Here is a 23,480-nt window from a genome sequence, read left to right as displayed (position 1 = left end):
AACAGCTCTAGATCAACCATAAGATCGAATCGAGAGATCTTTATATTTGATAGATCAACTGTACTGTCAAGCTTCTATTGAAATGACAAAATTGTCATTTTCAGGTCATGCTGCTGTTGGGCTGCCTGTTCTATCTTATAAGAAGTTAAGAGAGAATAGGTGAATAGAAATGAAAGCATTGGTTAAACTCATCTTTATCCTATCATTTGCAACAACAGCAAGCTTAAGCTATGCAGATGGTGGATTAATGTTCCTGGAGAAAAACCAAGAACGCAATACAACTGTACAAGGTAGCAATGGTCAAAACCAGGCAAGATAAGATTTGATTTTGTAAGGATCATAAGCTTCCCCCAAGTTTTATGATCCTTTATATCTTTCAGTCATTCCACTTTAAAAACCATTCTAAAGACAATATTTTCTTCTTCAATAAAGACATCAATTGTTGCATGGTGAATTTCAATAATCGATTTGGTGATTGCCAGTCCTAAGCCGGTGCCATCTTCCGCTTTGTGTCGGGATGAGTCTAGCCGATAAAATCGGTCAAAAAAGCGTGAAAGCTGTAAAGGGCTAAGCACTTGCATTTCAGCAGATACTTTATTTTTAATCTGAATCATCGAGTGTCGATCATCTTGGCTCAGTTTGATTTCTAAGATTGAATCTGGTTCACCGTATTTAATTGCATTGGAAATTAAATTATTGAAGGCTCTACGAATCATGGCTGGTTCAGCTTGAATCGATGCCTGACCTGTTAGTTTGAATTGAATCTGCTTTTCCGAGGCAAAAGCTTCGAAATATTCAAACAGAACTTCCATTTCTTGCGCTAAATCGATATTTTTCTTGTTTTTCAGTGCCAGATTATGATCAGATTTTGCTAGAAACAACATATCTGAAATCATTTTGGCCAGATGTTCATATTCTTCCAGATTTGAGAATAGTACATCTTGATATTGTTCTAGCGTTCTTGGCTTGGTTAATGAAACTTGGGTTTGCATCATCAGATTATTGATTGGGGTTCTAATTTCATGAGCCAAGTCACTTGAGAATGCAGAAAGTTTGTCAACTGAGATTTCCAAACGATTCAGCATGTCATTAAATGCCGTGGCCAGTGGGGCTAGTTCAATTGGTACATTGCTCAGATCGAGGCGGTTAGAAAGATTATTTGCAGAAATATTTTCTGAAAGTTTTGCCATTTTTCGAATCGGGCCTAGCCCTTGCCAAGTTGCCCACCATCCTAAAAACATCAGGCCAATCACCCCGAGTAGGCCAACCATGAGCAACTGCTGTTTAAACGAGTGCAGGAAATAATAGTTATCGGTAACTTCAATCGCAGCAATAATTTGCATGTTTTGACTACTTTGGTCATAACGAATGGTTTTATTGACAACAATGCCTTGATAGCTCTGATTATTATGTTTCCAATTGATCCAACGCCCATTCTTTTGTTGAATCAATTGATTGAGGTCAGCGTGCATATTTTTTTTGTTATAAAGAATTTGGCCATTGGCAAGTTTGATCTGGATCAGCAGATTATCATGCCCAATCAGCGCCTCATCTAAACTGTCTTTAAAATTGCTGGGTTTTTGTTGGAATAAGTTTTCAATCAGTTGAATTTTACCTTCAATTTCTTTTTGGTTTTGTTGATAAAAATAATTGACGACATGTTGATTAACGAATATCCCCATGACAATCAGGATCAACGTCGTGAATAAGGTTGAAATAAAGCTGATCCTAAAAGCGATGGAACGAAATAATTTATTTCTCATCTTCAATCTCTAAGACATAGCCCATACCACGAATGTTTCTAATCAGTTTAGGGCTAAAGTCGGTATCAATCTTATTTCTCAAGCGTCGAATCGCAACTTCGACCACATTGGTATCGCTATCAAAATTGATATCCCAAACCAGTGCAGCAATCAGTGACTTGGGTAATACTTCACCTTGGCGGCGCATAAAGAGTTCCAATAAAGAAAACTCTTTGGCGGTCAGGTCAATCCGTTGTCCAGAACGCACCACACGCCGTTTAATCAAATCAAGATGTAAGTCTGCAACTGCGTAAAAAGTTTGTTCTTCTTTAATCTGACCGCGTTTCAACAGGGTTTTAATCCGTGCGAGCAATTCAGCAAAGGCAAAGGGTTTAATCAGGAAATCATCTGCACCGAGTTCCAAGCCTTTGACTCGATCTTCAATTTGATCTTTGGCCGTCAGAAACAGCACGGGGAGGAAGGTATTTACTTTGCGAATCTCCGTGAGAATCTTCCAGCCATCCAGTTTCGGCAGCATCACATCCAAAATGATCAGGTCATATTGTTCTGTCACGGCCAGATGTAAACCTGAGATACCGTCCTGACTCCAATCAGTTACATAACCAGCTTCGGTTAGGCCTTTTTGGAGATAGTCCCCCGTTTTTTGTTCATCTTCAACTAGAAGTATTCGCATGTTTTCATCAAGCTCAAAGTTTTATGGTTGCATTTTAGCGTTAAAGAGAATATGAGTTTTATAAATAACAAAATTGTAATACTGCTGTCAGCTTCTCGACATTAACGATATAACATTCTCAAAAATAACAGCATTATGCATCTCCAATTTGATGTTAGGAAAAGTGCTTAGCCATTTTTTGTTTAAGCCAAAAATCTAAGCTGAAATAACGACCGCCGCCCAGAACAATCAATGCTATCAACATAATCAGATATGTCACGGCAAACTCAATTCCATTATTCAAAATAACAAATGAACCACTCGATGTCAGCCAGTCATAATTGCCATAGTTTTCTAAAATTTCTCGTGCCTTTTCCAATTTCTCAGCCGAGGCCAAGACTTGAGCATTGGCAAAGGAGGCGTTGGGATCAGCTATCGCTTGCCAGCCATTCGGCAGATGCACTGTGACAATGGCAACCAGCATGGTAACGATCAAGGGAATGCTAATCAAACGGGTGAATAAACCGAGTGCTAATAGCACAGCACCTGCGATCTCGGTCGATGTTGCCAATGCCGCCATAAGAAAAGGAAAGGGTAAACCTAAACCCCAATCTGCATTGCCAAACCATTCAGCTGTATCTTGGAAGTGCATTAGCTTATTTGTACCTGCCATCCAAAAGATTGGGACTAAATAAAAACGTAAGGCAAGTGCCGCGATGCCATCTGCATGTTTGAATGCAGAGCAAATTTTTGGGTAATACTGAGCGAGAGCATACAAAAAGTTCTTCATGATAATTTCACACCGAATAGGATTGAATGATCATTAGTCGGGTGAGGATTCTGTTTCTTACATAAATTTTTTTTATTTGCACTGTAATAAATTGGGATTTATACCGTCTAACTTTATGTACCTGTGTACAAACCGAGAAATAACCTTAAAAGGAATAGAACAATGAGCAAACTTAATTCAATGACCTCAGTTGCAGCATTATTGGCACTTTCAGTTGCTGGCTTAACCCATGTCGCTGTTGCAGCAACACCAACAACCACAGAAACACATGCCAGCAAAGCCGCGGATGGAAAGTGTGGTGAAGCGAAATGTGGTGCCAATAAAGCAAAACATCAGCAAAAATCTGCTGAAGCGAAATGCGGTGCAGCCAAAAAAGCAGCGGATGCAAAGTGTGGAGCAACTAAAAAAGCAGCGGATGCAAAATGCGGTGCGGATAAAAAAGTTGCAGACGGCAAGTGCGGCGCAAAATAAACCATTCAATCATGAATGATGTCGGTCTAAGCTTTAGATCGACATCATTCGATCATAGGAGTCTAAACATGGCTGAATTGGTTGGTGTAGGTCTGGGCTTAAGACGTGAGTTCATTGATGAGTTTTTAAATGCTGAGACTGCTGCAGATTTTTTCGAAGTAGCTCCTGAAAACTGGATGGGTTTTGGCGGTCGGCATGCCAAGCTACTCTCGCAATGTGTGGAGAAAGCGCCTTTAATCTGTCATGGACTGTCTTTATCCATTGGTGGGCCTCATCCACTCAATCTTGAATTTATCCAGCAAGTTAAAAATTTTCTACAACGCTATCAAGTACCGATTTACTCAGAACACTTAAGTTATACCCACGATGGTGGTTATTTATATGATTTATTACCGATCCCGATGACAGAAGCTGCTGTTGATTATGTAGCGGAACGAATTTTACGTGTACAGGATATTTTGGGGCAGCGACTGGTGATTGAAAATGTCTCTACGTATTTAATGCCCAATGCAGAAATGCATGAAGCCGAATTTGTACGTGAAGTACTGTTAAAAGCAGACTGTGAATTACTACTTGATGTGAATAATGTCTATGTGAATAGCATGAATCATGGCAGTGATGCTTATGCATTTATTGATGCAATGCCCAAAGAGCGGATTCGTTACTTACATATTGCAGGTCATGAACAAGTTGAAAAAAATCTATTGATTGATACACATGGAGCTGCAATCAATGATCCTGTTTGGCAGCTTTTACAATACACTTATCAAATTTATGGTGTTAAACCGACCTTATTAGAACGTGACTTTAATATTCCATCATGGCAGCAGCTACAAGATGAGTTGAACAGAATCAAAATCATGCAACAACAGGAGAGTCGTGATGAAAGCAAAGCCAATATCCTTTCACACTACGCAACGACAGTTTTGTGACTGGATTCGTGATCCTGAATTAGAGCCCCCTCAAAATTTTGCAGTGAATCGTATGCAAGTCTATCGGGATTTGCTATTTAATAATGTCTGCTCTTTTATCAACTTGGTATTTCCTGTTGCACGTAGCATGTTTGCTGAGCAACAATGGCAACAATGGCAACAATGGCAACAATGGCAACAATGGCAACAATGGCAACAATGGCAACAATTATTAGCAGAATTTTTCCAGAAGTCGCAATGTCAATCACCGTTCTATAACGATATTTCTTTACAGTTTCGAGAGTATCTCACTGAACAGCAGCATCAGATATTACAAGACTATCCCTGGTTAAACGAATTATTACAGTATGAATGGTTAGAACTCTATTTGGATACGGTTGAAATCGAAACGCCTATTCTGATAGAAGATCAAGATTGGCAGTTGACCACCCAAGTTTGGATATTAGTCTATCAATATCCTGTTTATCGTTGGACGACGACAATGAAGCTTGAACAGGTACAACAAGCGCCAAGTGTGATTTTGGTATGGCGAGATGATCTCGATCAGGTTCGCGTTGAGGTTGTGTCACCTTTATATGCTGCGATGATCGAACTCATCCAACAGAATAGGGTTATTGAGCAAGATCTACAGCGACTGATTCAATCAGTACTTCCTGATTTTGATGAAGAGCAAATTCAACTACAAATTTATGGGTTAAAAGCATTATTAACTCGGTTAAGATTAATTCACGTTCCGCATAATAATGATGAGATACAGGGATGAATTCAGCTTCAGCAGCAAAACATGATGACCTATTCCATCAGTTGCATAATCCTGCTTTTTTACAGGATTTAAGACAGCAAATGATTAAGTTTGCTGTCTTGCAGCTTGCTTCATTGCCGCAGGCAGAGGATGTGGTTCAGGAAGCATTGACCAGCGCATTTCAACATCTAGATTCATTTACAGGACGGGCGGCGTTTAAAACTTGGGTATTTGCAATTTTAAAAAATAAGATTATAGATTTGATTCGGCAGAAATCTCGTTTAGTCAGTATGAGTGAATTCTTTAAGGATGAAGAGAGTGAGCTGAGTATCGAAGCGTTATTTGACGCCTCAGGTCATTGGCATAAATATGAAGCGCCACAAGCATGGCAAAGCCCTGAAGAGATGATGGAGCAACAAGATTTCTGGATAATCTTTGATGCTTGTCTCAATCATTTACCTGCTAAATATGCGCAGGTATTTATGTTACGTGAAATGATTGAGCTGAGTAGCACTGAAATTTGCGAGAAGCTTGAACTGACGGTTTCACATTTTAACGTACTGATGTATCGCAGCCGAACACGGTTACGTGAATGTTTAGAAAATAAATGGTTATTGCGGGAGGATTGTTCATGTTGACATGCCGCCAAGCCACCCAATTATTATCCGAAAAGCAGGATAGACCTTTATTACTTCGTGAGCAGACTCATCTACAACTACACTTGTTGGCTTGTCGTTCCTGTCGCCGTTATGGCAAACAGATCAAAAGCTTAAGCCAACTTGCACAAGCGTTTAGGCAAGTTGATCAAGAGTAGACCGCTTTTGTGATGTGCTCCAAAACAAAAAAGGAAATCATCGGATTTCCTTTTTTATGATCAGCATCTAAAACTTATAGCTTGGTTTGACGTTGTGCGATGTATTTTTCGTTAAAGAAACCACCTAACGGAATAAAGGCCAGCACAAATAATCTGAACAATTCGATACCAGACCAAAGCGAAGCGGTGCGCACCAAATTCCAAAGATAGAATAAAAACGCCAGACCATGAATAGGTCCCATGATTTTTGTCGCGATCGGTAAATCAAATGCGTACTTTAAGGGAATTGCCACAACAAATAACAGCAACAAGGTTACTGCTTCGAGTACAGAAGCAAACCGCATTTGCCGCAATTTTTCTGTCATTGTGCTCATAACATAGCTCCGAGAGATGAATAAGAGAATCAAAAATTAACGCAGCATATCATCTTTAAGCGCTATCGCATTGATATTGTTGGTAACGATTCTTATTTAATAACCTTTATAAAAGCGGATAAAAGCATGTTCTAAAAGCAGAAATTTCTAAATTTTTTCAAGAATTCACGACGATATATAATTGTCTTACAGATTAAAAATAATTTTAAAAAATATTAAGTTATTAATATTTATAATTTTTATAGGTGTTTATTATTCGATGAGCTTATCATTTTTTATCAAGCAAGTGGAGTGAATATAGAATTTATGCAACTTGTTGCATAAAAACTTTTATCCCGATATGATTGAGTGAATTTAAAGAATAGCGAAATGCTTATTATTTCTAAAATTGGCTTTATCTATCTGAAATAATGAATATCTAAAGGATAAAAGTGATGTCAAAAATTCCAGAATTAATGAAAAACCTGAAACTCCCTGTCATTGCGTCGCCCTTGTTTATTATTAGTACGCCGCAGTTGGTGTTGGCTCAATGTAAAGCAGGTGTAATTGGCTCGATGCCGGCATTGAATGCACGACCTGCCGAAAAACTGGAAGAATGGTTAAAAGAAATTACCGAAGGAATCGCTGAACATAATGCTTTACATCCAGAGCGACCTGCGGCACCTTTTGCAATTAACCAGATCGTGCATAAAAGTAATAATCGTCTGGAACATGACATGGAACTCATCGTCAAATACAAAGTACCGATTGTGATTACGTCTTTGGGCGCACGAACCGAGATTAATGATGCCACCCATAGCTATGGTGGTTTGGTCTTGCATGACGTCATCAATAATACCTTTGCCAAGAAAGCGATTGAAAAAGGGGCGGACGGTTTGATTGCGGTTGCAGCAGGTGCAGGTGGTCATGCCGGCGTGAAGAGTCCATTTCCATTGATTCAGGAAATCCGTGAATGGTTCGATGGACCGCTGGCTTTATCGGGTGCGATCTCTACAGGTGATGCGGTTCTTGCAGCACAGGCAATGGGGGCAGACTTTGCTTATATTGGTTCAGCATTTATTGCCACCCATGAAGCCAATGCTGAAGATGCTTATAAGCAGGCGATAGTCGATCACAATTCAGATGAAATTGTTTATTCCAATCTATTCACTGGTGTGCATGGTAACTATCTTGCACCAAGTATTCGCGCGGCGGGTCTTGATCCTGCTGATTTACCTGAAGGTAATCTGAAAGATATGGATTTCAGTACCCCGAATGAAGATGGTACACAGCACAAGGTCAAACCATGGCGTGATATTTGGGGATGCGGACAAGGGTTAAATGCAATTAAAGCCACGACTTCAGTCGAGCAACTAGTGAGTCGGCTTGAAAGAGAATATTTTGCAGCAAGAACACGTCTTAAGCTTTAAGTTTCGATATCAGGCCTTAATCTTTAAGGCCTGATACATTTTATTAGGCGGGTTTTTTAAATGATGAGCGCTCACTATGCTTACCTTATTGTCACGGAATTCGGCCTGTGGCAATAAATGCGACTAAACCATCATAAAGATTTCAAAAAAATATCGCTTTCACCTAAGCCGAGATCATCAGGAATAAACAGAATGTTGTCATGTGATTCCTTGATATTCATCATGTAGGGGACACATGAATATTTTTCGATTTAAACTTAAGTAATTTGATAGAGCAGTTATAAGAGAATGTTTCAAATCTGTTCAAATTTGAGCCCTGCATGATCAGTTAAACGTTGAATGAAGCGATCATCAAACATCGTCGCAGGTGTCCAAAATCCACCGTTACGTCCAACTTTTTCACTGTCTTTGGCATGGTCAATTGCAAGACTCAATGCAGCTTGTCCCAACATTTTTCCTGTAGAACCATAACCAGGATCACGGTCACCTGTGACTTTAACTTTCAGGCTTTGTCCTGCATCTGTTTTACCCACAAAACGTAGGTCAAATCGGCCTGTTAACTGTTGTTCTGGAGTTGGGCCTTCACCTGGTTTTGGCAATAAATAACGTTCCATGACTTGGCTGATTGGTTTACTCACTGCCGCGAGCATAAAAGCAGCTAGACCAGAAACCACGCCTAAAGCTTTTAATCGTCCTTTTAGCCCTTCACCCGTCAATATGGCTTCGTTATAGCTAAAGTTGTTGCCATAGGCATTGCCAGATAAGGCATTTGAGCGATGGACCACACGTTCATTGACAGCAGCCATCACAAAAGGTGCAATCCATGCATTAAAATCGGGGTCGAATTTGGCTGTTTTGATATAAATTTGTCTTTGGGTATTGCCATGATCTGCAGGACAAAGGATATAGGGATTGAGCAGATCTTTACGTAAAGCAGGGTCGGCAGCTGCTTCTTGAACGACATTGATCAAACTTGCCACTGTGCCACCCGATGCACCACCTTTTAAGGTTCTGACTCGCATGCTGACTTGGGTCGCAGGTGCATTAAACTGTTGCTGTGCTTGTTGTTGTAAATAATAGACCCCCATGTCGGATGGAACTGAGTCAAAACCACAGCAATGCACAATACGCGCACCTGATTGCTGGGCTTGCGCTTCATATTTAGTGATCATTTGTTTAATCCACTGGGTTTCTCCAGTCAGATCACAATAATCTGTCCCATTGTTTACACAAGCTTGAACCAAAGGTTCACCGTATAAAGCATATGGGCCAACCGTTGAGACCACTACACGGGTTTGTGCACAAAGCGCATCGAGTTCGGTTTGATTGTTGGCATCAGCAACCAAGATCGGGATAGCTTGTCCTGCTGTGCCTAAAGCATCTTTTACGTGTTGTAGTTTTTGCTGTGAACGTCCTGCAATTGCCCAATTCAGCTGTTCTTTGTGGTCAGCAAAGTATTCTGCCAGATATCGGGTGAGGATCTGGCCAACAAAACTGGTGGCGCCGAAGACCACAAGATCATATTTTGTTTGGTTCATGCGTTATTTTTCCTTAGTTGTTTGATCGTTTGAATTTTTAAAGTGCTTGCGGTAAATGTAGCGCAACTTGAGCGTCATGAATCACATCTAAACGAAGAATTTTCGATGCACCAAGTTCATCCAATAACTGGCTTAAAGGCCCACCATGACGAACCAAATTCACTTTTCTCGGCAACAAGGTTTGTGCAAAAGAGAGGATATTCGATTGCACGTGTGTTTGATGCCATTTGTGATCTACCAAATGTAGCATTGTTGCTTCACTGGTTCGTGTCTCTGACTGCACTTGCTGTAAAGGTGGCGTTGCTGCGCTGAGGCTTAAATCAATTTTTCCTTCCGTATCCATCAAATTGGCATTCACCTCGATCGGGTTGATGTCGACATTAATCTCAGTCAGCCACTTGGGCAACTGATAGCCATAAACGCCGCGTACCCGTGCTATTTCTGTATCAACTGGTAGAGCTAAAACATGAGCATAGAAATGTCGTTGCCGAATCGAGTTGATCAGTTCCAGTGCATGTGGGCCACGTGCATCGGGTTGGCGCACTACAATTGCGACTGAGACTTCGTTATATGGGTCGTTATCACAAACAGAATAAGTAAAGAAGGTGAGTGCGGCCAGTCCATAACCCGGAAAAGCCTGTAGCGGTTCTAAAGGAGCAGGCAGTTTTTTCTTGAGTTGTTTAAGCGGTGCGAGCATCAGGACCTGCACATTAGCGCTACGATAATAAAAATTGGGAGCCCAAACAGGGCCGACTCTGGATTCAAGCAGTTTTTTAGGAATCTTACGGAAGAAATCAATATTCCCCGCTGCAGGATCTTGAGCGACTTGGTCTAAATCGGGATGCATGCTAAAGCGATCATAGTAACCACCTTTCGGTACTTTGACTTTTTGCTGTCCAAATTCAACTTCAGTAAATTGCTGACGACTATTCATATTGGTTAACCTATATTGACCCAATCCATCCAGTCTTATGCCAAGACCTGCACATTGATTGCTTGAGAGTCACTATAAGATTAAAGCCAACTTTAAAGTCAAGTAGGATAATTGATGATTTGAAACACACATCACGGATTCGTTATAACAATGTAAAGATAATTCGTACTAAAAGTCTGTGCTATAGAAATAAAAATTTAGATTTCAAATATTAAGCAGGATCAATCACTATGAGTTATTAAGCATTAAATTACATTTTTGTTATCAGAATGGGACTAATTATGTTGACCTTAAAGCTAACTTTAATCTTAGTATAGAGTCACTATCCATGCGGATAGTTTGAAAAATATGTGATTCCACGAACATTGATTAGAACATAGATCAGAACTCGACAGTGTAAATCTTACACAGGAGAAACAAAGATGGCTTACGTTACGACAAAAGATGGTGTAGATATTTTTTATAAAGATTGGGGATCTCGCGATGCACAGGTCTTATTTTTTCATCATGGTTGGCCGCTCAGCTCAGATGATTGGGATGCTCAACTGTTATTCTTTTTGAATGAAGGTTTCCGTGTTGTGGCACATGATCGTCGCGGTCATGGTCGTTCAAGTCAGGTTTGGGATGGTCATGATATGGACCATTATGCAGACGATGTCGCTGCGGTGGTACAACATCTCGGTATAAAAAATGCGGTGCATATTGGTCACTCAACAGGTGGCGGTGAAGTGGCTCACTATATTGCACGCCATGGTGAAGCAAATGTTTCTAAGGCAGTTTTGGTCAGTGCAGTTCCGCCAATTATGGTGAAAACAGCGAGTAATCCAAATGGGTTGCCGAAAGAAGTCTTCGATGACTTGCAAAACCAGTTATTTAAAAACCGTTCGCAATTTTACTATGATTTACCCGCAGGTCCTTTCTATGGGTTTAACCGTCCAGATGCGAAACCTTCTGAGCCAGTAATCTGGAATTGGTGGCGCCAAGGCATGATGGGCGGTGCCAAAGCACATTATGATGGTATTGTGGCTTTTTCTCAGACTGATTTTACTGAGGATTTAAAAAAGATTTCAGTCCCTGTACTGGTAATGCATGGTGACGATGATCAGGTTGTACCTTATGAAAACTCTGGGGTATTGTCTGCAAAGTTGGTAAAAAATGGGACTTTAAAAACCTATAAAGGTTTCTCACATGGGATGCTCACTGTCAATGCGGATGTGATTAATCCAGATCTATTGGCATTTATCCGCGCATAAGTATGATTGATGATATTCAAGTTTAAACTGAAAAAGAGAGGCATTGATGCCTCTCTTTTTTATTTTTAAGAACGTATATATGAACGGAGATAAAACCGCTTGACATTAAAGTTTACTTTAATCTTAAAGTAAAGACATCGTCAAAGAGGTGACAAAAATGAAAGTGTTTGAAAAATTAGTTTTCCCAAATGGTTCGTATATCCCAAATCGTATTGCAAAAGCTGCAATGGAAGAAAACATGGCGGATTTAAATCATGCGCCATCTGAAGAACTGATGCGCTTATATCAAGCTTGGGCAGATGGTGGTGTTGGTTTGATTATCACGGGTAATGTGATGGTGGATCGTCGTGCCATGACAGGGCCTGGTGGCGTGGTTCTGGAAGATGAAAATTATTTGGATACATTCAAACGCTGGGCGAAAATTGGCCGTTCTAAAGGGGCGCAAGTTTGGTTGCAAATCAATCATCCTGGTCGTCAAATGCAAGCCAATTTAGGTCAAGAAACTTGGGCACCTTCAGCAGTTGCCTTGGATTTAGGCAAAATGTCAGATCGTTTTAATACACCGATTGAAATGACTCAAGACATGATTGATGAAGTGATCCAACGTTTTGCCAATACTGCACGATTGGGAGAAAAAGCTGGCTTTACTGGTGTTGAGATTCATGCAGCACATGGTTATTTATTGAGTCAGTTTCTTTCGCCCTTGAGCAATCAACGTCAAGATCAATGGGGTGGTTCTTTAGAAAACCGTGCGCGTATTTTGATCGAGATTGTCAAAGCAGTACGTGCTGTGGTTTCAGACACTTTTACAGTTGCAGTCAAACTCAATTCTGCTGACTTCCAACGTGGTGGTTTCAGTGCTGAAGATGCGCAGCAAGTGGTTATGATGTTGAATGAACAGGCTGTTGATTTGGTCGAACTGTCTGGTGGGAGTTATGAAGCACCTGCCATGCAAGGTCAGGCACGCGATGGGCGTACTTTGGCACGTGAAGCTTATTTCTTAGAATTTGCCCAAGAGATTGCTAAAGTTGCAAAAATGCCTGTGATGGTGACGGGTGGTATTCGTCGTAAACAAGTGGCGGAACAGGTGATTGAAAGCGGTGTTGACATGGTGGGGATTGCCACAGCACTCGCGATTGATCCCAATCTCCCCAATGAATGGAAACAAGGGCAAAATAACGCACCTGAACTCAAACCGATTAGATGGGAAAATAAAACTTTAGCATCGCTTGCCAACATGGCAACAGTGAAGTTCCAGTTACGTAAACTCAGTCTGGGTAAAACCACCAATCCAAAGGTATCTCCACTCTGGGCATTGGCGTTACAGCAAACAGCAATGACTTGCCGTACGCGCCAATATAAAAAACGGATGCGCACCTATTCATTTTCATCTTAAACTGAGCAAGAAGTTGTCAATACTAGGGCAATAGAATAGATTGATCGAGCAAAAACCAATGATAGAAAAATCTGTCATTGGTTTTTGTGAACCAATTGGAGATTTTATGAAATAGCTTCTGTCCAAATTCAAAGATATTTAATTCCTCAGACAGACTGTGCCATTGACTATCATCGAGCCGATAAAAAACCAACTCTTTTGAGCTGGCTTTAGGCCTGATGTTTAATTTAATATTTTTAAGCGCTTAACGACCGCCACTGCAATTTCTTTACTGGATTGTGGATTTTGTCCAGTGATAATCCGATCATCAGTGATTACATAAGAAGTAAAGGGGAGAAAAGCTCGTTTGTATGTTGCTCCTCTTTGTATCAATCCATCTTGCAAAGAGAACGGAACTTGGGACTTAATCCCTGAAAAGGTCTCTTCAATATTGGCAAAGCCTGTAACCGTACGACCTGCAATGAGTGCTTGACCCGTTGCGGTTTGAAGCGGCAATAATCCGCCTACGCCGTGACATACCGCAGATACAACACCGCCTTGCTGATAAATCTTTTCACTGATCTGCTTTAAGCCTTGGCTATTGGGAAAATCCCACATGGTGCCATGACCACCCGTATAGTAAATTGCTTTGTAGTGGGAAGGATCAATAGCTTCGGGCATCAGAGTATTGTTTAAGCGTTGCATAAATTGAGGATCAGCCAGATGTTTTTTTGCGGATTGATCCATATAAATTGACTTGAGGCTACGCTCATCCAAGGGGACTGCACCACCTTGGGGGCTGACAAAATCCATGTCATAACCTGCAGTTTGTGCGACATCATAAAAATGGGTGAGTTCGGTCAGCCATAAGCCAGTGTGATCTGATCGAGTGGGGTAAGCAGAGTGGTTGGTCATGACCACTAAAATCTTGTCTTTGATTTTAGCTTGCTGTTTCGCAGCGTCAGCGGCATAGACTGGACTACTCGCCAACATCAGCATGAACATACGGATTACCCAGTTGTTAAAATTCCACGCTTTAAACATGACAGGCTCCTCATTGATTAGCTGAGATAAATGCTATGTTTAAAGTTGGGTTTAAGGTCAAGTGCTTTTATCGATCTCTGACAAATGGCTTTTATTGGATACCATGCTTAGGTTTTATCTTTAACATAGTAAAGATTAAGTAAGCGCTGTGCATTTTCCTCACAGGTAATTTCATCCGGCTTATTATTAATGGCCATAATCATCAATTGCAGATTTTGTTTACTGATTGCTAATTTTTGTTCAAGTTCTTCAATGTCTTTGATTTTACTTTCCAGCAGGCCAATTAAAATATCATGGTTCCATGTTGTTAAATTGGAAGGGAGAAAGGATTTAATTTCTGTCAAAGAAAAGCCAACTTGCTGTGCTTGCTGGATCAGGAATAACTGTTTCAGATCATTTTCGTTGTATTCACGATAACCATTTGATTTACGTTTTGCCTTAGGTAACAGCTTGATTTGTTCGTAATAACGAATGGTTGGCGTGCTTAAACCACTTTGTTTTGATAATTCGCTGATATTCATCTTGCTGTTTTCCTCTTGACATTCAAGCAAACTTTAAGCTTATAGTGATGTAAAAGCAAGCCTAACAATAAAGTTAAAAACCGAGGTGAAAGATGTCAAAACGTATCCTGCATGTTGTAACCAATGTCTCTGAGTATGAAGGCATTAATCGACCGACTGGACTGTGGTTGGGTGAGCTTACCCATGCCTATGATGAGTTTGAAAAGCAAAATTATATTCAAGAGATTGTCAGTCCAAACGGTGGCTTATCGCCAATAGAACCTAAATCATTAGAGCGTTTTGTTGCCGATTCATCTGTCCTGAAACGCAAAAATGATTCAGCATTTATGCAACTGCTTGAGACAACCAAAAAGCCGTCCGAGATTAATTGGCAAGATTATGATGCAATCTATTACACGGGTGGACATGGTGTGATGTGGGACTTTTTGAACAATGCAGAATTGCAGAACATCACCAAAAATATTTATGAAAAGGGTGGCATTGTTGCCAGTGTTTGTCATGGCTATTGTGGATTGCTTAATGTTCAGTTATCAAATGGACAATATTTAATTCAAGGGAAAAAGCTGACCGGTTTTGCGTGGTGTGAAGAGGTATTGGCTGGCGTCGCAAAGAAAGTTCCTTATAATGCTGAAGAACTTGCCAAACAACGTGGTGCGCTCTATGAAAGAAAATTCATTCCTTTTCTACCCAATGTAGTACGAGATGAAAACTTGATTACAGGTCAAAATCCATTTTCTGCCCGTATCACGGCCTATGCGATTATTGAGGGATTAGAAGCAGATTAAACTTTGCAGCACAAAGTGGGTAAAATCATCTGAAAGAGACTGTGCAAAAATAAGAAATATTTAAAAGTGTAGATAAAACCAATGAAAAAAGATTTAAAACTGGATCATGACACGCTGTTTTTTAGACTACTGTTTAAATCTACGTCAGAGGTTACAGCAGAAGAGATTGAATATTACCGTAAGTACCCAGATCAAATTGATGAAGTGACTGCGCCTATAAATATCCATAAAATATTCCTGTGGGTCGGTGCTTTGCTGGGAGTTTTTATTGTCGCTATTGCCAAAGCGCTTAAATTTTCTGGAGCCTTGAGTTTTTTAGCAGATGGTTTATTTGAGTTTATTTACGATATTCTCTATGAAAGTGGTGTTGCATTGATCGGTGCCGCAATAACCGCCTATATGTTGGGGGTTGTACTGAATAAACAGCAGGAAAATGCTGCGAAATGGAGAAAAGAGATTAGGAAAAAAATAGCTGAGAATAAGTAGTTTAAAAAACACTTGGTTTTTAGTTGATAAATTCATAAAAATTCATGTATTTAAGATAAAAAATAGCGAAAGCGAAATTCGGTCTTGACTTTTGTTAATGATAATTATTATCATTTAAAAACACTTTGTTTTGAGTCAGATCATTGTGAACAGAACACCTCTGCTTATAGATGAATTATACAGAAACCATAGAGGTTGGCTTCACCAATGGTTGAGGCAAAAACTTGGGAATACTGATCAGGCTGCTGATCTGGTTCAAGATACATTTATTAAGCTGCTACAGACGCGTGACGAGCTTTTGGGTATCAAGGAACCACGTGCTTACCTTACTTCCATTGCAAAAAACTTACTGATTGATCAGGTTCGCCGTAAACGTATTGAACAAGCATATCTCGATGGCTTAAGCCAGATGGAATACATGCTGGATGCGGTTGCTTCGCCTGAAGATCAGATGCAGATTATTCAAGCACTCGACCAACTCTGTAAAGCCTTGGAAGATGTTTCTGTCAAAGCACAACAAGCTTTTATCTTGCATTATCTGGAAGGCTATACCCATAAAGAGACCGCAGAACAATTGGGTGTCTCAACCAAAATGATCCAAAAATATCTCGCCAGTTGTTTAATTCGATGTTATCAGACTCGCTTAGAAATGGATGTCGGTATTTAAATGGCAATGGATAAACAGCAGCACCAACTGGTAGAGGAAGCTGCGTTATGGATCGTACAGCTCAGTTCAGATGATGAGTCGATCCGAAAAAATGCACAATTAAAGTTTAATCAATGGAAACAAAGCAGCCTGCAACATCAAAAAATTGCAGTAGATATTGAGCAGTGTATCCGCTCAATTCAGAAAGTATCCCAAAGTACGCATCATAAAAAAGTGGTGAAGTCAGCACTTAAAGCGGGTCTAGGTTCCGCTAAATCTTATAAGCATCTGCGGGCAGGCAGTGCTTTTGTAATTGCATTGCTCGCAGTCAGTGGTAGTATTTTTTATTTGACCGATAACACGATTGCATATTTAAGCGCTGATATACAGGGCGATTCAGCGCAGTGGACTACACAAACCTTGCAAGATGGTTCCCATTTAATTCTGCGTAGTAAAAGTGCAGTTAATCTCGATTTCCAAGCCAATCAGCGCGTTGTTGAATTGGTGCAGGGGCAAATCTATGTCGATGTTGCTAAAGATCCACAAAGACCATTTCTAGTCAAAACCAAACATGGGCAGATTCAAGCGCTTGGAACTGCTTTTAGTGTGAGTTATACACCTGCGGCAACTGAGCTGAAAATGTTGCATTCTCGGGTACGTGTACAGGCCGCATCAAATCCCTATGCAAAACAGCAAGTGATTGTAAGTGCAGGGCAGGCTGTGAGTATGAATCAGAACGGAGTGCAACCACTTCCAGCCCTCAATATTTATAATGAGCAACAAAAATGGAATAAACATCAGTTGATGGTAGAGGATTTACCGCTCGATCAGGTATTAAAGGAATTAGATCAAAATTATAAAGGTAAAATCCTATTTAATGCAGAAGCTTTAAGTCATATCCAAGTGAATGCCGTTTTGCCCTTGGATCAAACACAGGATGCGCTCAAATTATTGGCAACGGTTTTCCCAAATTTAAAGATTTATAAAATAACACCTTATGTTATTGTTATTTCATCAAAAAATAATATTTAAAATACCTGAATAAGTGCTTTGAATATTTGTATTCAAGAAAAAAATTTAAATTTTTTAAAATTCAGGTTCCACTTTTTTAAAAGCTGTTCGTCATAGTAAGTAGAAGCAATAAATTTGGGATCATTTTATTTTAATAGATTTAATGATTCTTATTTACATTTACTAGGGCGGGTAAAAATGAAGAAAGTCGGAAAAGGTCAAATGCGAAATCGGAACGTATTTCGATTCTCAACACTTGCATTTGCAGTACATAGCTTGTGTATTGGCAGCTTGGCTTTTCCCTTACAACCGGCTTATGCAGCAACAGTTGCTGTAAAATCCTACAATATTCCAGCAGGTACACTGGCCAATGTGTTGAACCAATTTGCAGAACAATCGGGGACTGCAATTGCGATTGATGCACAGCAGCTCAAAGGACAATACAGTTCAGGCTTAAAGGGCTCTTATGCTTTAGAACAAGGCTTTCAAAATATTCTTGCTGCTTCAGAATTTAATGCAGTCAAAGTCGGGCAAGGATATACGCTGACAAAAAAGACAGCTAAAAATAGCAATGCGACATCAAATACTTTCGATACAGTTACAACTCAAACAGCACCTGCTCAATCCAGTGATAAAGAAGTCTCCGTTCGTTTGACACCATTGGTGGTTTATGGCCAAGAAGATCGTGATACACAAGGCAGTAACCGGGTTTATGATGCCAATCGATCTTCTGTTTATGCAGGTAAAGACTACATTGAGCGCTTTAAAGGCACCAATCCTGCCGATGTTTTGCAAGGTATGGTTGGGGTCTATAGTGGTGATGCCCGTAATAGTGGTGCTTTAGATCCGAGTGTACGTGGTGTGCAAGGGGTAGGTCGAGTGCCCTTAACCATTGACGGCACTGAGCAGTCGATTGCTGTGTGGCGTGGCTATAATGGGGTGAACAACCGGAATTATATTGATCCAAATCTGATTGCGGGCATTGAAGTCATTAAAGGCCCATCACTGGAACGGAATACTACAACCTCAGTCGGTGGTGGTGTTGTAGTCAAGACCTTAGAAGCAGATGATATTGTTCGTCAAGGTAAAACCTTTGGCGCAGAATTAAAAGTAGAAGGCTCTACCAACTCGATTGATCCTTCATTGCCCGACATGAGTAAAATTGGCAAGAACTATAATGATACGACGCCGTGGGAGGATATTAATGGTCAAAAATACGATCCAGATATTTATAAAAAGAACCGAACCCGAAATGATAATTCTAACTTCTCTGGGGATGATTTAGCGGGCCGGCTCGCATTGGCAATGAAACAGGATAAATTTGATTTATTGGCTGTTTATGCTGTTCGTGAACGAGGCAATTATTTTTCAGGCACACATGGCGCCGGCTATTACAAACGGGCTGAGCCAAGCAATAGTCTTGATTTTATTCCATATTTCGCTCACTCCTATAAGCCTGGCAATGAAGTACCGAACACCTCAAGTCAGATGGAGTCTTGGCTATTTAAGGCAGGTTATCGACCAAGCGATGATCAAGCGCTGAAATTCACTTATCGAGATACCAAAAATAGATTTGGTGAGATCATGCCTTCACGAATTGAATGGGGACTCACCCCTGAAATTGGTGTACCGCAATGGCCACTCAGTCATATTCGTTCTAAAGCCTACAGCTTAGAATATAAGTTTAAACCTGAGACCAATCAGTGGGTCGATTTCTATGCCAATATTTGGCAAACCGATACCGAAAGCGAAACTTACACACGAGGCGGATGGCCAACGATTATTGATTTTAGAGATAATCGACTGATCAATACAGCAATCAGTCACTCAGACAACCGACGTCAAGGCATTAGTATCAGTAATAAAGCACAATTAACTGGTCAGCTCGATTTAACTTTAGGCGGAAGCTTCTTAAAAGAAAAGCTCACTTCTGATGATATTTATGGTGAATATGGCCCAAGTTATTCCTTATATCAGGCTTTACCTCGTGCGGGACGCCGTGAAGAAAAGACCTTTGATTTTAATTTCAACTATCGACCAGCTTCTTGGCTAAGCTTTGATGTGGGTATGCGTTATCGCTCTTATTGGGCCTTTGATGACTTCTTAAATAAATCGATCAGAGATGGTATTGATCCCTCTTTAAATCCGTTATTTACCAAGAAAAGTAAAGTCAAAGAATACAACTTTGAATATCGAACCATGCCTAAGAGTTATGATGCTCAGCAACAACGTATGCTAAACCTTTTAACGCAACGTTATGCAGCCAATAATCCTGATTGGGATGGCCGTTTAGAAACGGTGCCTGCATCAGAAACGGCTTTGTACAGCCGAATTTGGTCACAGAAAAATACACTCACTTGGAAAGCTGATGAAAATGGTCATTTGGCCCTAGCTGATAATATATTAAACCAACTGAATGCCTTAGGGCAGAAGTATGTGGTGATCGGCAGTGGTTTCCAACCTGTTGTAATTGAGCAAACTCCGATTGAATCGGCTCAGAAAGTAAAAGACAGTGGTTGGGCACCTCAACTTGGCGCATCCATTCATTTGACTGAAAACAATCGGCTTTATGTACGCTATGCAGAGGAATATCGCTTACCCAGCTTATTTGAAAGTACAGTCGGCTTCTCGGCGATGATGCCATCTCAAGCGATTAAACCCGAACATGCGTTTAATTATGAAGTGGGTTATGTTTATGACATGCGTAACTGGCTCAGTTCAGCTCGCAATGCCGATATTAAGTTGGCCTATTACTACAACAAAACCAAAAATGTAATTGAGCGAAATCAAAATCTGATTTTTACCAATATGGATGAGCAAAATCTTTCTGGCCTTGAGTTGCAAAGCCGTTTTGACAATGGTGCTTTCTTTACTGATTTAAGCATGGCTTATAACCTTAAAAATGAAGTCTGTGACAGTAATAGCGCCATTAATAAAATGATTAATAGCGGCACAATACAAACAGATCAAGGCATTCAATTCCGCGATGCTTATCAACGTTGCATCGATGATGGTTTTCCAAACGGCTATCTCGTGACGATGTCGACACCTGAACTCAGCGCACATGCTTTATTCGGCGCGCGCTTTCTAGATGAAAGGCTTGAGCTGGGTGCGCGAGCAACTTTCTACAAAGGCTATGAAAGTCCATTACGTAAAAATAATGATGCAGGTATCAATAAAGGCTATTACCTCAATGTGCCTCTTGCTTGGGATGATACTTGGATTTTTGATGCCTATGCACGCTATCAAGTTGATACCTATAACACAGTTGAATTTGTTGGCAATAACCTTTCAAACCAGTTTTATATCGATCCACTCACTCGCAGTGCGATGGCTGCACCAGGCCGTACGTTGAAAGTCAGCTGGACCACCAAGTTTTAACACAGAATTTAATTCCAACTTTCAAATTAGTCGGGATTAGATAAAGGTAAATAATGATATTGAATGATTATTATTTACAAAACTAGGGGCGGTTATAGATCTTACTGTTCCTATAACTAAATAGATAACGATAGCGTTATCTTTATTGAAACAATAACTTAGCTTTAGAAAAATGGAGTAACAATAAATGAAAATCTCTCAACTGTTCATCGGTCTTGTTGCATGTTCTGCTGTGTTTGCACATGCAGGTATTGATGGTGCTTCAAGTAATGAAAACAATATCATTATTGGTGCTGCTGCAAATGCCAGCCACCCAGGCGGTGTAGCAGCTGTTTCTGTACAAGCGGCTGGTGCACCATACAATGCATTTACAGGTTTTAGCTCGTTAAAAGGTTTGGCACAAGCGTTCTCTGCACGTGGTGCTAGCAATACTGATGTTACTGTCGGTACTAAAACTTTTAATATCTCCCATATTCCTGTTTCGGCAATGCCACCTTCACATAGTGCCTTAGGTAATTTCAATTTTGGTCAGGTGGGCACACAGGAAGTCTATTTTGGTGAATGGTGGAAAGCGGGCGATACAGCAGCAAATGCAAGTCATACTGTTTATTACGCAGGTGACAATACCAATACGACAGTACCGACTTCTGGTACGGCGACTTATACCGTTGCAGGGATTAATGGTTCAGCAACCAATCTGTTAAGTGGTAATTTAACTGCTAACTTTGGTGCAGGCACTTTAGAAGGGTCATTAACTGGAACAGGGACTGCTGTTTCAAGCTTAAGCTTGGACGGTGTGACATTTAATCCAGGTACTGCGGCATTCAGTGGCGGTGCAAGTGCAAATGGTACGGCTGGGCTAAATAATTCAGGTATTGTTCAAGGACACTTCTTTGGTGCAAATGCCGCAGCTTTAGCGGGTATTGCCGAGTTTAATAATGCTGCTTATAACACTGCATTTGGTGGTGCGAAAAACTAATCAGGGCGAAAGGAATCTACAACTGTAGGTTCCTTTTTCTTGTTTATGACTGAATGATTTTTTACTTTTGTTTTACGGTTTTTATGAAAAGAACATTGCTGTGCTGTTTGATTTTATTGGCGAATTCATCACTCCATGCAGATGATGAGACACAACTTCGCCTGAATCAAAGCCTTGATCAGAATTTATTACAACAACAGCACCAACTACAACAACAAGGTGCAATTCGAAGCACCGATGAACTACCGAATATTGTGATTAACGGTCAAGTATTCGAAGTTGCAAAAAATCAAGATGACCTCGCAAAAGCTTTATATTTGGCTGTTATGCAAAAGCAATGGGGTAATGCTGCTGTTTATCTAAAGCATTATCAACAATATGATGGCTATGACCAAGCATTAACCGATTTTGCCGAGGGAGCATTGGCTCGTGCGCAAGGCCAGCTCAAATTAGCCGAACAAAAATTTCAAAGCAGTCTCAATAAACAACCGAATAACCTTATTTGTGAACTTGAGTTAGCGCGCGTGCTGTTTGAACAGCAGAAGAACAAACAAGCAGCACGCCTTTTTACATCGATTCAAAACAAATTGGGGCAGAGTGATCGTGGTGTGATTCCACCAGAGGTTGAACAAACGGTTAATTTGTTTGTTAAAGCACTTGATCAGCGTGATGCATGGCAAGGCAGTGTTGCGATTGGCCCAACCTACGCCACGAATCTAAATAGTTCTTCTGAACAAAGTAAAACTTGGATGTTGTATGGCATTGACCAAAAGGGCAATGTGATCCCCATTCAGGAGATTACCCGTGGAAGTCCTAAAGCTGAGTCGGCAACGGGTGTGGACTACGAAGCCAGTTTAATGAAACGCTTTTCTCTGTATGGCAATCATGGGGTTTCCTTACGTGGTTTGGCTTATGGACAGTCTTATGACGATCATGCCGACTTTAATGAATCCACCCTCAATATCAATGCAGGCTATAGTTTTTTTGATTTAAAAAATCAAATCACCATTGCACCGTTATTTGAGCACAAACGTTATGCCAATGATGGTTTGTACAATGCTTGGGGCGCGCGTGCAGAATGGATGCGCTTTATCTCCGCCGATAAAGCACTCAAGCTTGAAGCTGAAATCAAAGATTTAAATTATCAAACATATAAAACTTTAGATGGTAAAGAAAGTTCCGCCATGCTGACCTTTTGGAAAATCCTACCTGAACAATGGACTCTGTTTGGTGGTGTGGATGTCTTAGATCACGATACTCAAGAAAAATATATGGCAGCCTATCAGCAACAAGGTGTTCGTTTGGGTCTGAGCAAACCGTGGAATATTGGATTAAACACGACCTTGTTCAGTTCCTATCGTTGGCGTCAGTTTGATCGTTATGTGGCAGCATTTGAGACACGTCGTCAAGATTTTGAGCAAAACTACACCTTTGTATTGCAAATGCCTCGTTTCAAATTCTATGGCATGACGCCGAACCTGACCTATCGCTATAACCGTAATAACAGCAATGTGGATTGGTTGTATTCCTACGACAAACATAATATCAGCTTAAAGCTTGAGCACCGTTTCTAGGGGGAT

General features: G+C 40.5%; 24 protein-coding genes. 16 read left to right on the top strand and 8 right to left on the bottom strand.

The genetic code is table 11. From position 1 onward, the window contains the following. Window positions 1-169: 169 nt before the first annotated feature. Window positions 170-319: a hypothetical protein gene (locus tag F895_RS20060; protein ID WP_005241657.1), complete on the top strand. Its 150-nt coding sequence runs from the start codon at window positions 170-172 to the stop codon at window positions 317-319. Window positions 320-380: 61 nt separating this feature from the next. Here the strand turns inward: F895_RS20060 and F895_RS08745 are convergent, their stop codons facing one another. From F895_RS08745 to F895_RS08755, 3 genes are all read right to left on the bottom strand, one after another. Further along, on the bottom strand, window positions 381-1,763 hold the full coding sequence (locus F895_RS08745) for a heavy metal sensor histidine kinase (RefSeq protein WP_005241655.1): 1,383 nt from the start codon (window positions 1,761-1,763) through the stop codon (window positions 381-383). Continuing rightward, entirely contained in the window at window positions 1,753-2,436 is a 684-nt protein-coding gene (locus tag F895_RS08750; protein WP_004653555.1) for a heavy metal response regulator transcription factor, read from the bottom strand. Before F895_RS08750 ends, F895_RS08745 begins: the two co-directional genes overlap by 11 nt. A 154-nt stretch (window positions 2,437-2,590) precedes the next feature. Then, the gene (locus tag F895_RS08755) at window positions 2,591-3,205 is read right to left on the bottom strand and encodes an HvfX family Cu-binding RiPP maturation protein (protein WP_005241653.1); all 615 of its coding nucleotides are present in this window, start codon (window positions 3,203-3,205) and stop codon (window positions 2,591-2,593) included. 162 nt (window positions 3,206-3,367) lie between these two features. Here F895_RS08755 and F895_RS08760 point away from each other — a divergent pair, with 162 nt between their 5' ends. The 5 genes from F895_RS08760 to F895_RS08780 all read left to right on the top strand — a co-directional run bounded on the left by F895_RS08760 (window position 3,368) and on the right by F895_RS08780 (window position 6,164). Continuing rightward, a complete protein-coding gene (locus F895_RS08760; RefSeq protein ID WP_005241645.1) occupies window positions 3,368-3,676 on the top strand; it encodes an HvfA family oxazolone/thioamide-modified RiPP metallophore in 309 nt (102 codons plus the stop codon). Window positions 3,677-3,744: 68 nt separating this feature from the next. After that, window positions 3,745-4,608: an HvfB family MNIO-type RiPP peptide maturase gene (locus F895_RS08765; protein ID WP_005241644.1), complete on the top strand. Its 864-nt coding sequence runs from the start codon at window positions 3,745-3,747 to the stop codon at window positions 4,606-4,608. Further along, window positions 4,559-5,371 carry an HvfC/BufC N-terminal domain-containing protein gene (locus tag F895_RS08770; RefSeq protein WP_005241636.1) on the top strand — a complete coding sequence of 271 codons (813 nt, stop codon included), beginning with the start codon at window positions 4,559-4,561 and terminating at the stop codon, window positions 5,369-5,371. Before F895_RS08765 ends, F895_RS08770 begins: the two co-directional genes overlap by 50 nt. Beyond that, window positions 5,368-5,988 (top strand): RNA polymerase factor sigma-70, encoded by a 621-nt coding sequence (locus F895_RS08775; protein WP_005241635.1) that lies wholly within the window; start codon window positions 5,368-5,370, stop codon window positions 5,986-5,988. The genes F895_RS08770 and F895_RS08775 overlap by 4 nt, the downstream gene beginning before the upstream one ends. Next, window positions 5,982-6,164 carry a zf-HC2 domain-containing protein gene (locus F895_RS08780; RefSeq protein WP_005241634.1) on the top strand — a complete coding sequence of 61 codons (183 nt, stop codon included), beginning with the start codon at window positions 5,982-5,984 and terminating at the stop codon, window positions 6,162-6,164. Before F895_RS08775 ends, F895_RS08780 begins: the two co-directional genes overlap by 7 nt. 74 nt (window positions 6,165-6,238) lie before the next feature. On the opposite strand, the gene F895_RS08785 is transcribed toward F895_RS08780, so the two are convergent. Then, a complete protein-coding gene (locus tag F895_RS08785; RefSeq protein ID WP_005241632.1) occupies window positions 6,239-6,538 on the bottom strand; it encodes a DUF3817 domain-containing protein in 300 nt (99 codons plus the stop codon). Between the two features lie 434 nt (window positions 6,539-6,972). Here F895_RS08785 and F895_RS08790 point away from each other — a divergent pair, with 434 nt between their 5' ends. After that, window positions 6,973-7,947 (top strand): NAD(P)H-dependent flavin oxidoreductase, encoded by a 975-nt coding sequence (locus F895_RS08790; RefSeq protein WP_005241630.1) that lies wholly within the window; start codon window positions 6,973-6,975, stop codon window positions 7,945-7,947. Between the two features lie 293 nt (window positions 7,948-8,240). On the opposite strand, the gene F895_RS08795 is transcribed toward F895_RS08790, so the two are convergent. Together F895_RS08795 and F895_RS08800 are read right to left on the bottom strand one after the other, a co-directional pair. Further along, the gene (locus tag F895_RS08795) at window positions 8,241-9,485 is read right to left on the bottom strand and encodes a saccharopine dehydrogenase family protein (RefSeq protein WP_005241628.1); all 1,245 of its coding nucleotides are present in this window, start codon (window positions 9,483-9,485) and stop codon (window positions 8,241-8,243) included. A 37-nt stretch (window positions 9,486-9,522) separates the two neighbouring features. Continuing rightward, a complete protein-coding gene (locus F895_RS08800) occupies window positions 9,523-10,419 on the bottom strand; it encodes a hypothetical protein (protein ID WP_005241626.1) in 897 nt (298 codons plus the stop codon). Window positions 10,420-10,841: 422 nt separating this feature from the next. On the opposite strand from F895_RS08800, the gene F895_RS08805 reads away from it, so the two are divergent. Together F895_RS08805 and F895_RS08810 are read left to right on the top strand one after the other, a co-directional pair. After that, complete coding sequence (locus F895_RS08805) at window positions 10,842-11,672, top strand: alpha/beta fold hydrolase (protein ID WP_005241624.1); 831 nt, start codon at window positions 10,842-10,844, stop codon at window positions 11,670-11,672. Window positions 11,673-11,829: 157 nt separating this feature from the next. Beyond that, the gene (locus F895_RS08810; protein WP_005241623.1) at window positions 11,830-13,068 is read left to right on the top strand and encodes an NADH:flavin oxidoreductase/NADH oxidase family protein; all 1,239 of its coding nucleotides are present in this window, start codon (window positions 11,830-11,832) and stop codon (window positions 13,066-13,068) included. Between the two features lie 222 nt (window positions 13,069-13,290). Here the strand turns inward: F895_RS08810 and F895_RS08815 are convergent, their stop codons facing one another. Together F895_RS08815 and F895_RS08820 are read right to left on the bottom strand one after the other, a co-directional pair. Next, window positions 13,291-14,091, bottom strand: a complete 801-nt coding sequence (locus F895_RS08815) for a type 1 glutamine amidotransferase domain-containing protein (RefSeq protein ID WP_005241622.1) — start codon at window positions 14,089-14,091, stop codon at window positions 13,291-13,293. Window positions 14,092-14,198: 107 nt separating this feature from the next. Continuing rightward, window positions 14,199-14,612: a MerR family transcriptional regulator gene (locus tag F895_RS08820; RefSeq protein ID WP_005241621.1), complete on the bottom strand. Its 414-nt coding sequence runs from the start codon at window positions 14,610-14,612 to the stop codon at window positions 14,199-14,201. Window positions 14,613-14,704: 92 nt separating this feature from the next. Between F895_RS08820 and F895_RS08825 the strand changes: the two genes are divergently transcribed. From F895_RS08825 to F895_RS08855, 7 genes are all read left to right on the top strand, one after another. Continuing rightward, complete coding sequence (locus F895_RS08825; RefSeq protein WP_005241620.1) at window positions 14,705-15,397, top strand: type 1 glutamine amidotransferase domain-containing protein; 693 nt, start codon at window positions 14,705-14,707, stop codon at window positions 15,395-15,397. Window positions 15,398-15,478: 81 nt separating this feature from the next. Next, window positions 15,479-15,883, top strand: a complete 405-nt coding sequence (locus F895_RS08830) for a hypothetical protein (protein WP_005241618.1) — start codon at window positions 15,479-15,481, stop codon at window positions 15,881-15,883. A 145-nt stretch (window positions 15,884-16,028) separates the two neighbouring features. Continuing rightward, entirely contained in the window at window positions 16,029-16,550 is a 522-nt protein-coding gene (locus tag F895_RS08835; protein WP_005241616.1) for a sigma-70 family RNA polymerase sigma factor, read from the top strand. Further along, on the top strand, window positions 16,551-17,561 hold the full coding sequence (locus tag F895_RS08840) for a FecR family protein (RefSeq protein WP_005241614.1): 1,011 nt from the start codon (window positions 16,551-16,553) through the stop codon (window positions 17,559-17,561). It begins immediately after the preceding gene. 201 nt (window positions 17,562-17,762) lie between these two features. Continuing rightward, a complete protein-coding gene (locus F895_RS08845; protein WP_010589931.1) occupies window positions 17,763-20,921 on the top strand; it encodes a hemophilin receptor HphR in 3,159 nt (1,052 codons plus the stop codon). A gap of 187 nt (window positions 20,922-21,108) precedes the next feature. After that, the gene (locus tag F895_RS08850; protein ID WP_005241609.1) at window positions 21,109-21,900 is read left to right on the top strand and encodes a Slam-dependent surface lipoprotein; all 792 of its coding nucleotides are present in this window, start codon (window positions 21,109-21,111) and stop codon (window positions 21,898-21,900) included. Between the two features lie 83 nt (window positions 21,901-21,983). Further along, window positions 21,984-23,474: a hemophilin secretion modulator gene (locus F895_RS08855; RefSeq protein ID WP_005241607.1), complete on the top strand. Its 1,491-nt coding sequence runs from the start codon at window positions 21,984-21,986 to the stop codon at window positions 23,472-23,474. The last annotated feature ends 6 nt before the right edge of the window (window positions 23,475-23,480 follow it).

This window comes from Acinetobacter sp. CIP 64.2 (assembly GCF_000369645.1).
In the GTDB taxonomy this organism is placed as follows: domain Bacteria; phylum Pseudomonadota; class Gammaproteobacteria; order Pseudomonadales; family Moraxellaceae; genus Acinetobacter.
This window is presented reverse-complemented; position numbering and strand designations above follow the sequence as displayed.

Coding starts and splice junctions, on each gene's coding strand:
- F895_RS08855 (WP_005241607.1), top strand. CDS start 21,984: ATGAAAAGAACATTGCTGTGCTGTTTGATTTTATTGGCGAATTCATCA.
- F895_RS20060 (WP_005241657.1), top strand. CDS start 170: ATGAAAGCATTGGTTAAACTCATCTTTATCCTATCATTTGCAACAACA.
- F895_RS08805 (WP_005241624.1), top strand. CDS start 10,842: ATGGCTTACGTTACGACAAAAGATGGTGTAGATATTTTTTATAAAGAT.
- F895_RS08845 (WP_010589931.1), top strand. CDS start 17,763: ATGCGAAATCGGAACGTATTTCGATTCTCAACACTTGCATTTGCAGTA.
- F895_RS08765 (WP_005241644.1), top strand. CDS start 3,745: ATGGCTGAATTGGTTGGTGTAGGTCTGGGCTTAAGACGTGAGTTCATT.
- F895_RS08840 (WP_005241614.1), top strand. CDS start 16,551: ATGGCAATGGATAAACAGCAGCACCAACTGGTAGAGGAAGCTGCGTTA.
- F895_RS08780 (WP_005241634.1), top strand. CDS start 5,982: ATGTTGACATGCCGCCAAGCCACCCAATTATTATCCGAAAAGCAGGAT.
- F895_RS08790 (WP_005241630.1), top strand. CDS start 6,973: ATGTCAAAAATTCCAGAATTAATGAAAAACCTGAAACTCCCTGTCATT.
- F895_RS08830 (WP_005241618.1), top strand. CDS start 15,479: ATGAAAAAAGATTTAAAACTGGATCATGACACGCTGTTTTTTAGACTA.
- F895_RS08775 (WP_005241635.1), top strand. CDS start 5,368: ATGAATTCAGCTTCAGCAGCAAAACATGATGACCTATTCCATCAGTTG.
- F895_RS08820 (WP_005241621.1), bottom strand. CDS start 14,612: ATGAATATCAGCGAATTATCAAAACAAAGTGGTTTAAGCACGCCAACC.
- F895_RS08800 (WP_005241626.1), bottom strand. CDS start 10,419: ATGAATAGTCGTCAGCAATTTACTGAAGTTGAATTTGGACAGCAAAAA.
- F895_RS08755 (WP_005241653.1), bottom strand. CDS start 3,205: ATGAAGAACTTTTTGTATGCTCTCGCTCAGTATTACCCAAAAATTTGC.
- F895_RS08810 (WP_005241623.1), top strand. CDS start 11,830: ATGAAAGTGTTTGAAAAATTAGTTTTCCCAAATGGTTCGTATATCCCA.
- F895_RS08815 (WP_005241622.1), bottom strand. CDS start 14,091: ATGTTTAAAGCGTGGAATTTTAACAACTGGGTAATCCGTATGTTCATG.
- F895_RS08850 (WP_005241609.1), top strand. CDS start 21,109: ATGAAAATCTCTCAACTGTTCATCGGTCTTGTTGCATGTTCTGCTGTG.
- F895_RS08760 (WP_005241645.1), top strand. CDS start 3,368: ATGAGCAAACTTAATTCAATGACCTCAGTTGCAGCATTATTGGCACTT.
- F895_RS08825 (WP_005241620.1), top strand. CDS start 14,705: ATGTCAAAACGTATCCTGCATGTTGTAACCAATGTCTCTGAGTATGAA.
- F895_RS08745 (WP_005241655.1), bottom strand. CDS start 1,763: ATGAGAAATAAATTATTTCGTTCCATCGCTTTTAGGATCAGCTTTATT.
- F895_RS08795 (WP_005241628.1), bottom strand. CDS start 9,485: ATGAACCAAACAAAATATGATCTTGTGGTCTTCGGCGCCACCAGTTTT.
- F895_RS08785 (WP_005241632.1), bottom strand. CDS start 6,538: ATGAGCACAATGACAGAAAAATTGCGGCAAATGCGGTTTGCTTCTGTA.
- F895_RS08770 (WP_005241636.1), top strand. CDS start 4,559: ATGAAAGCAAAGCCAATATCCTTTCACACTACGCAACGACAGTTTTGT.
- F895_RS08750 (WP_004653555.1), bottom strand. CDS start 2,436: ATGCGAATACTTCTAGTTGAAGATGAACAAAAAACGGGGGACTATCTC.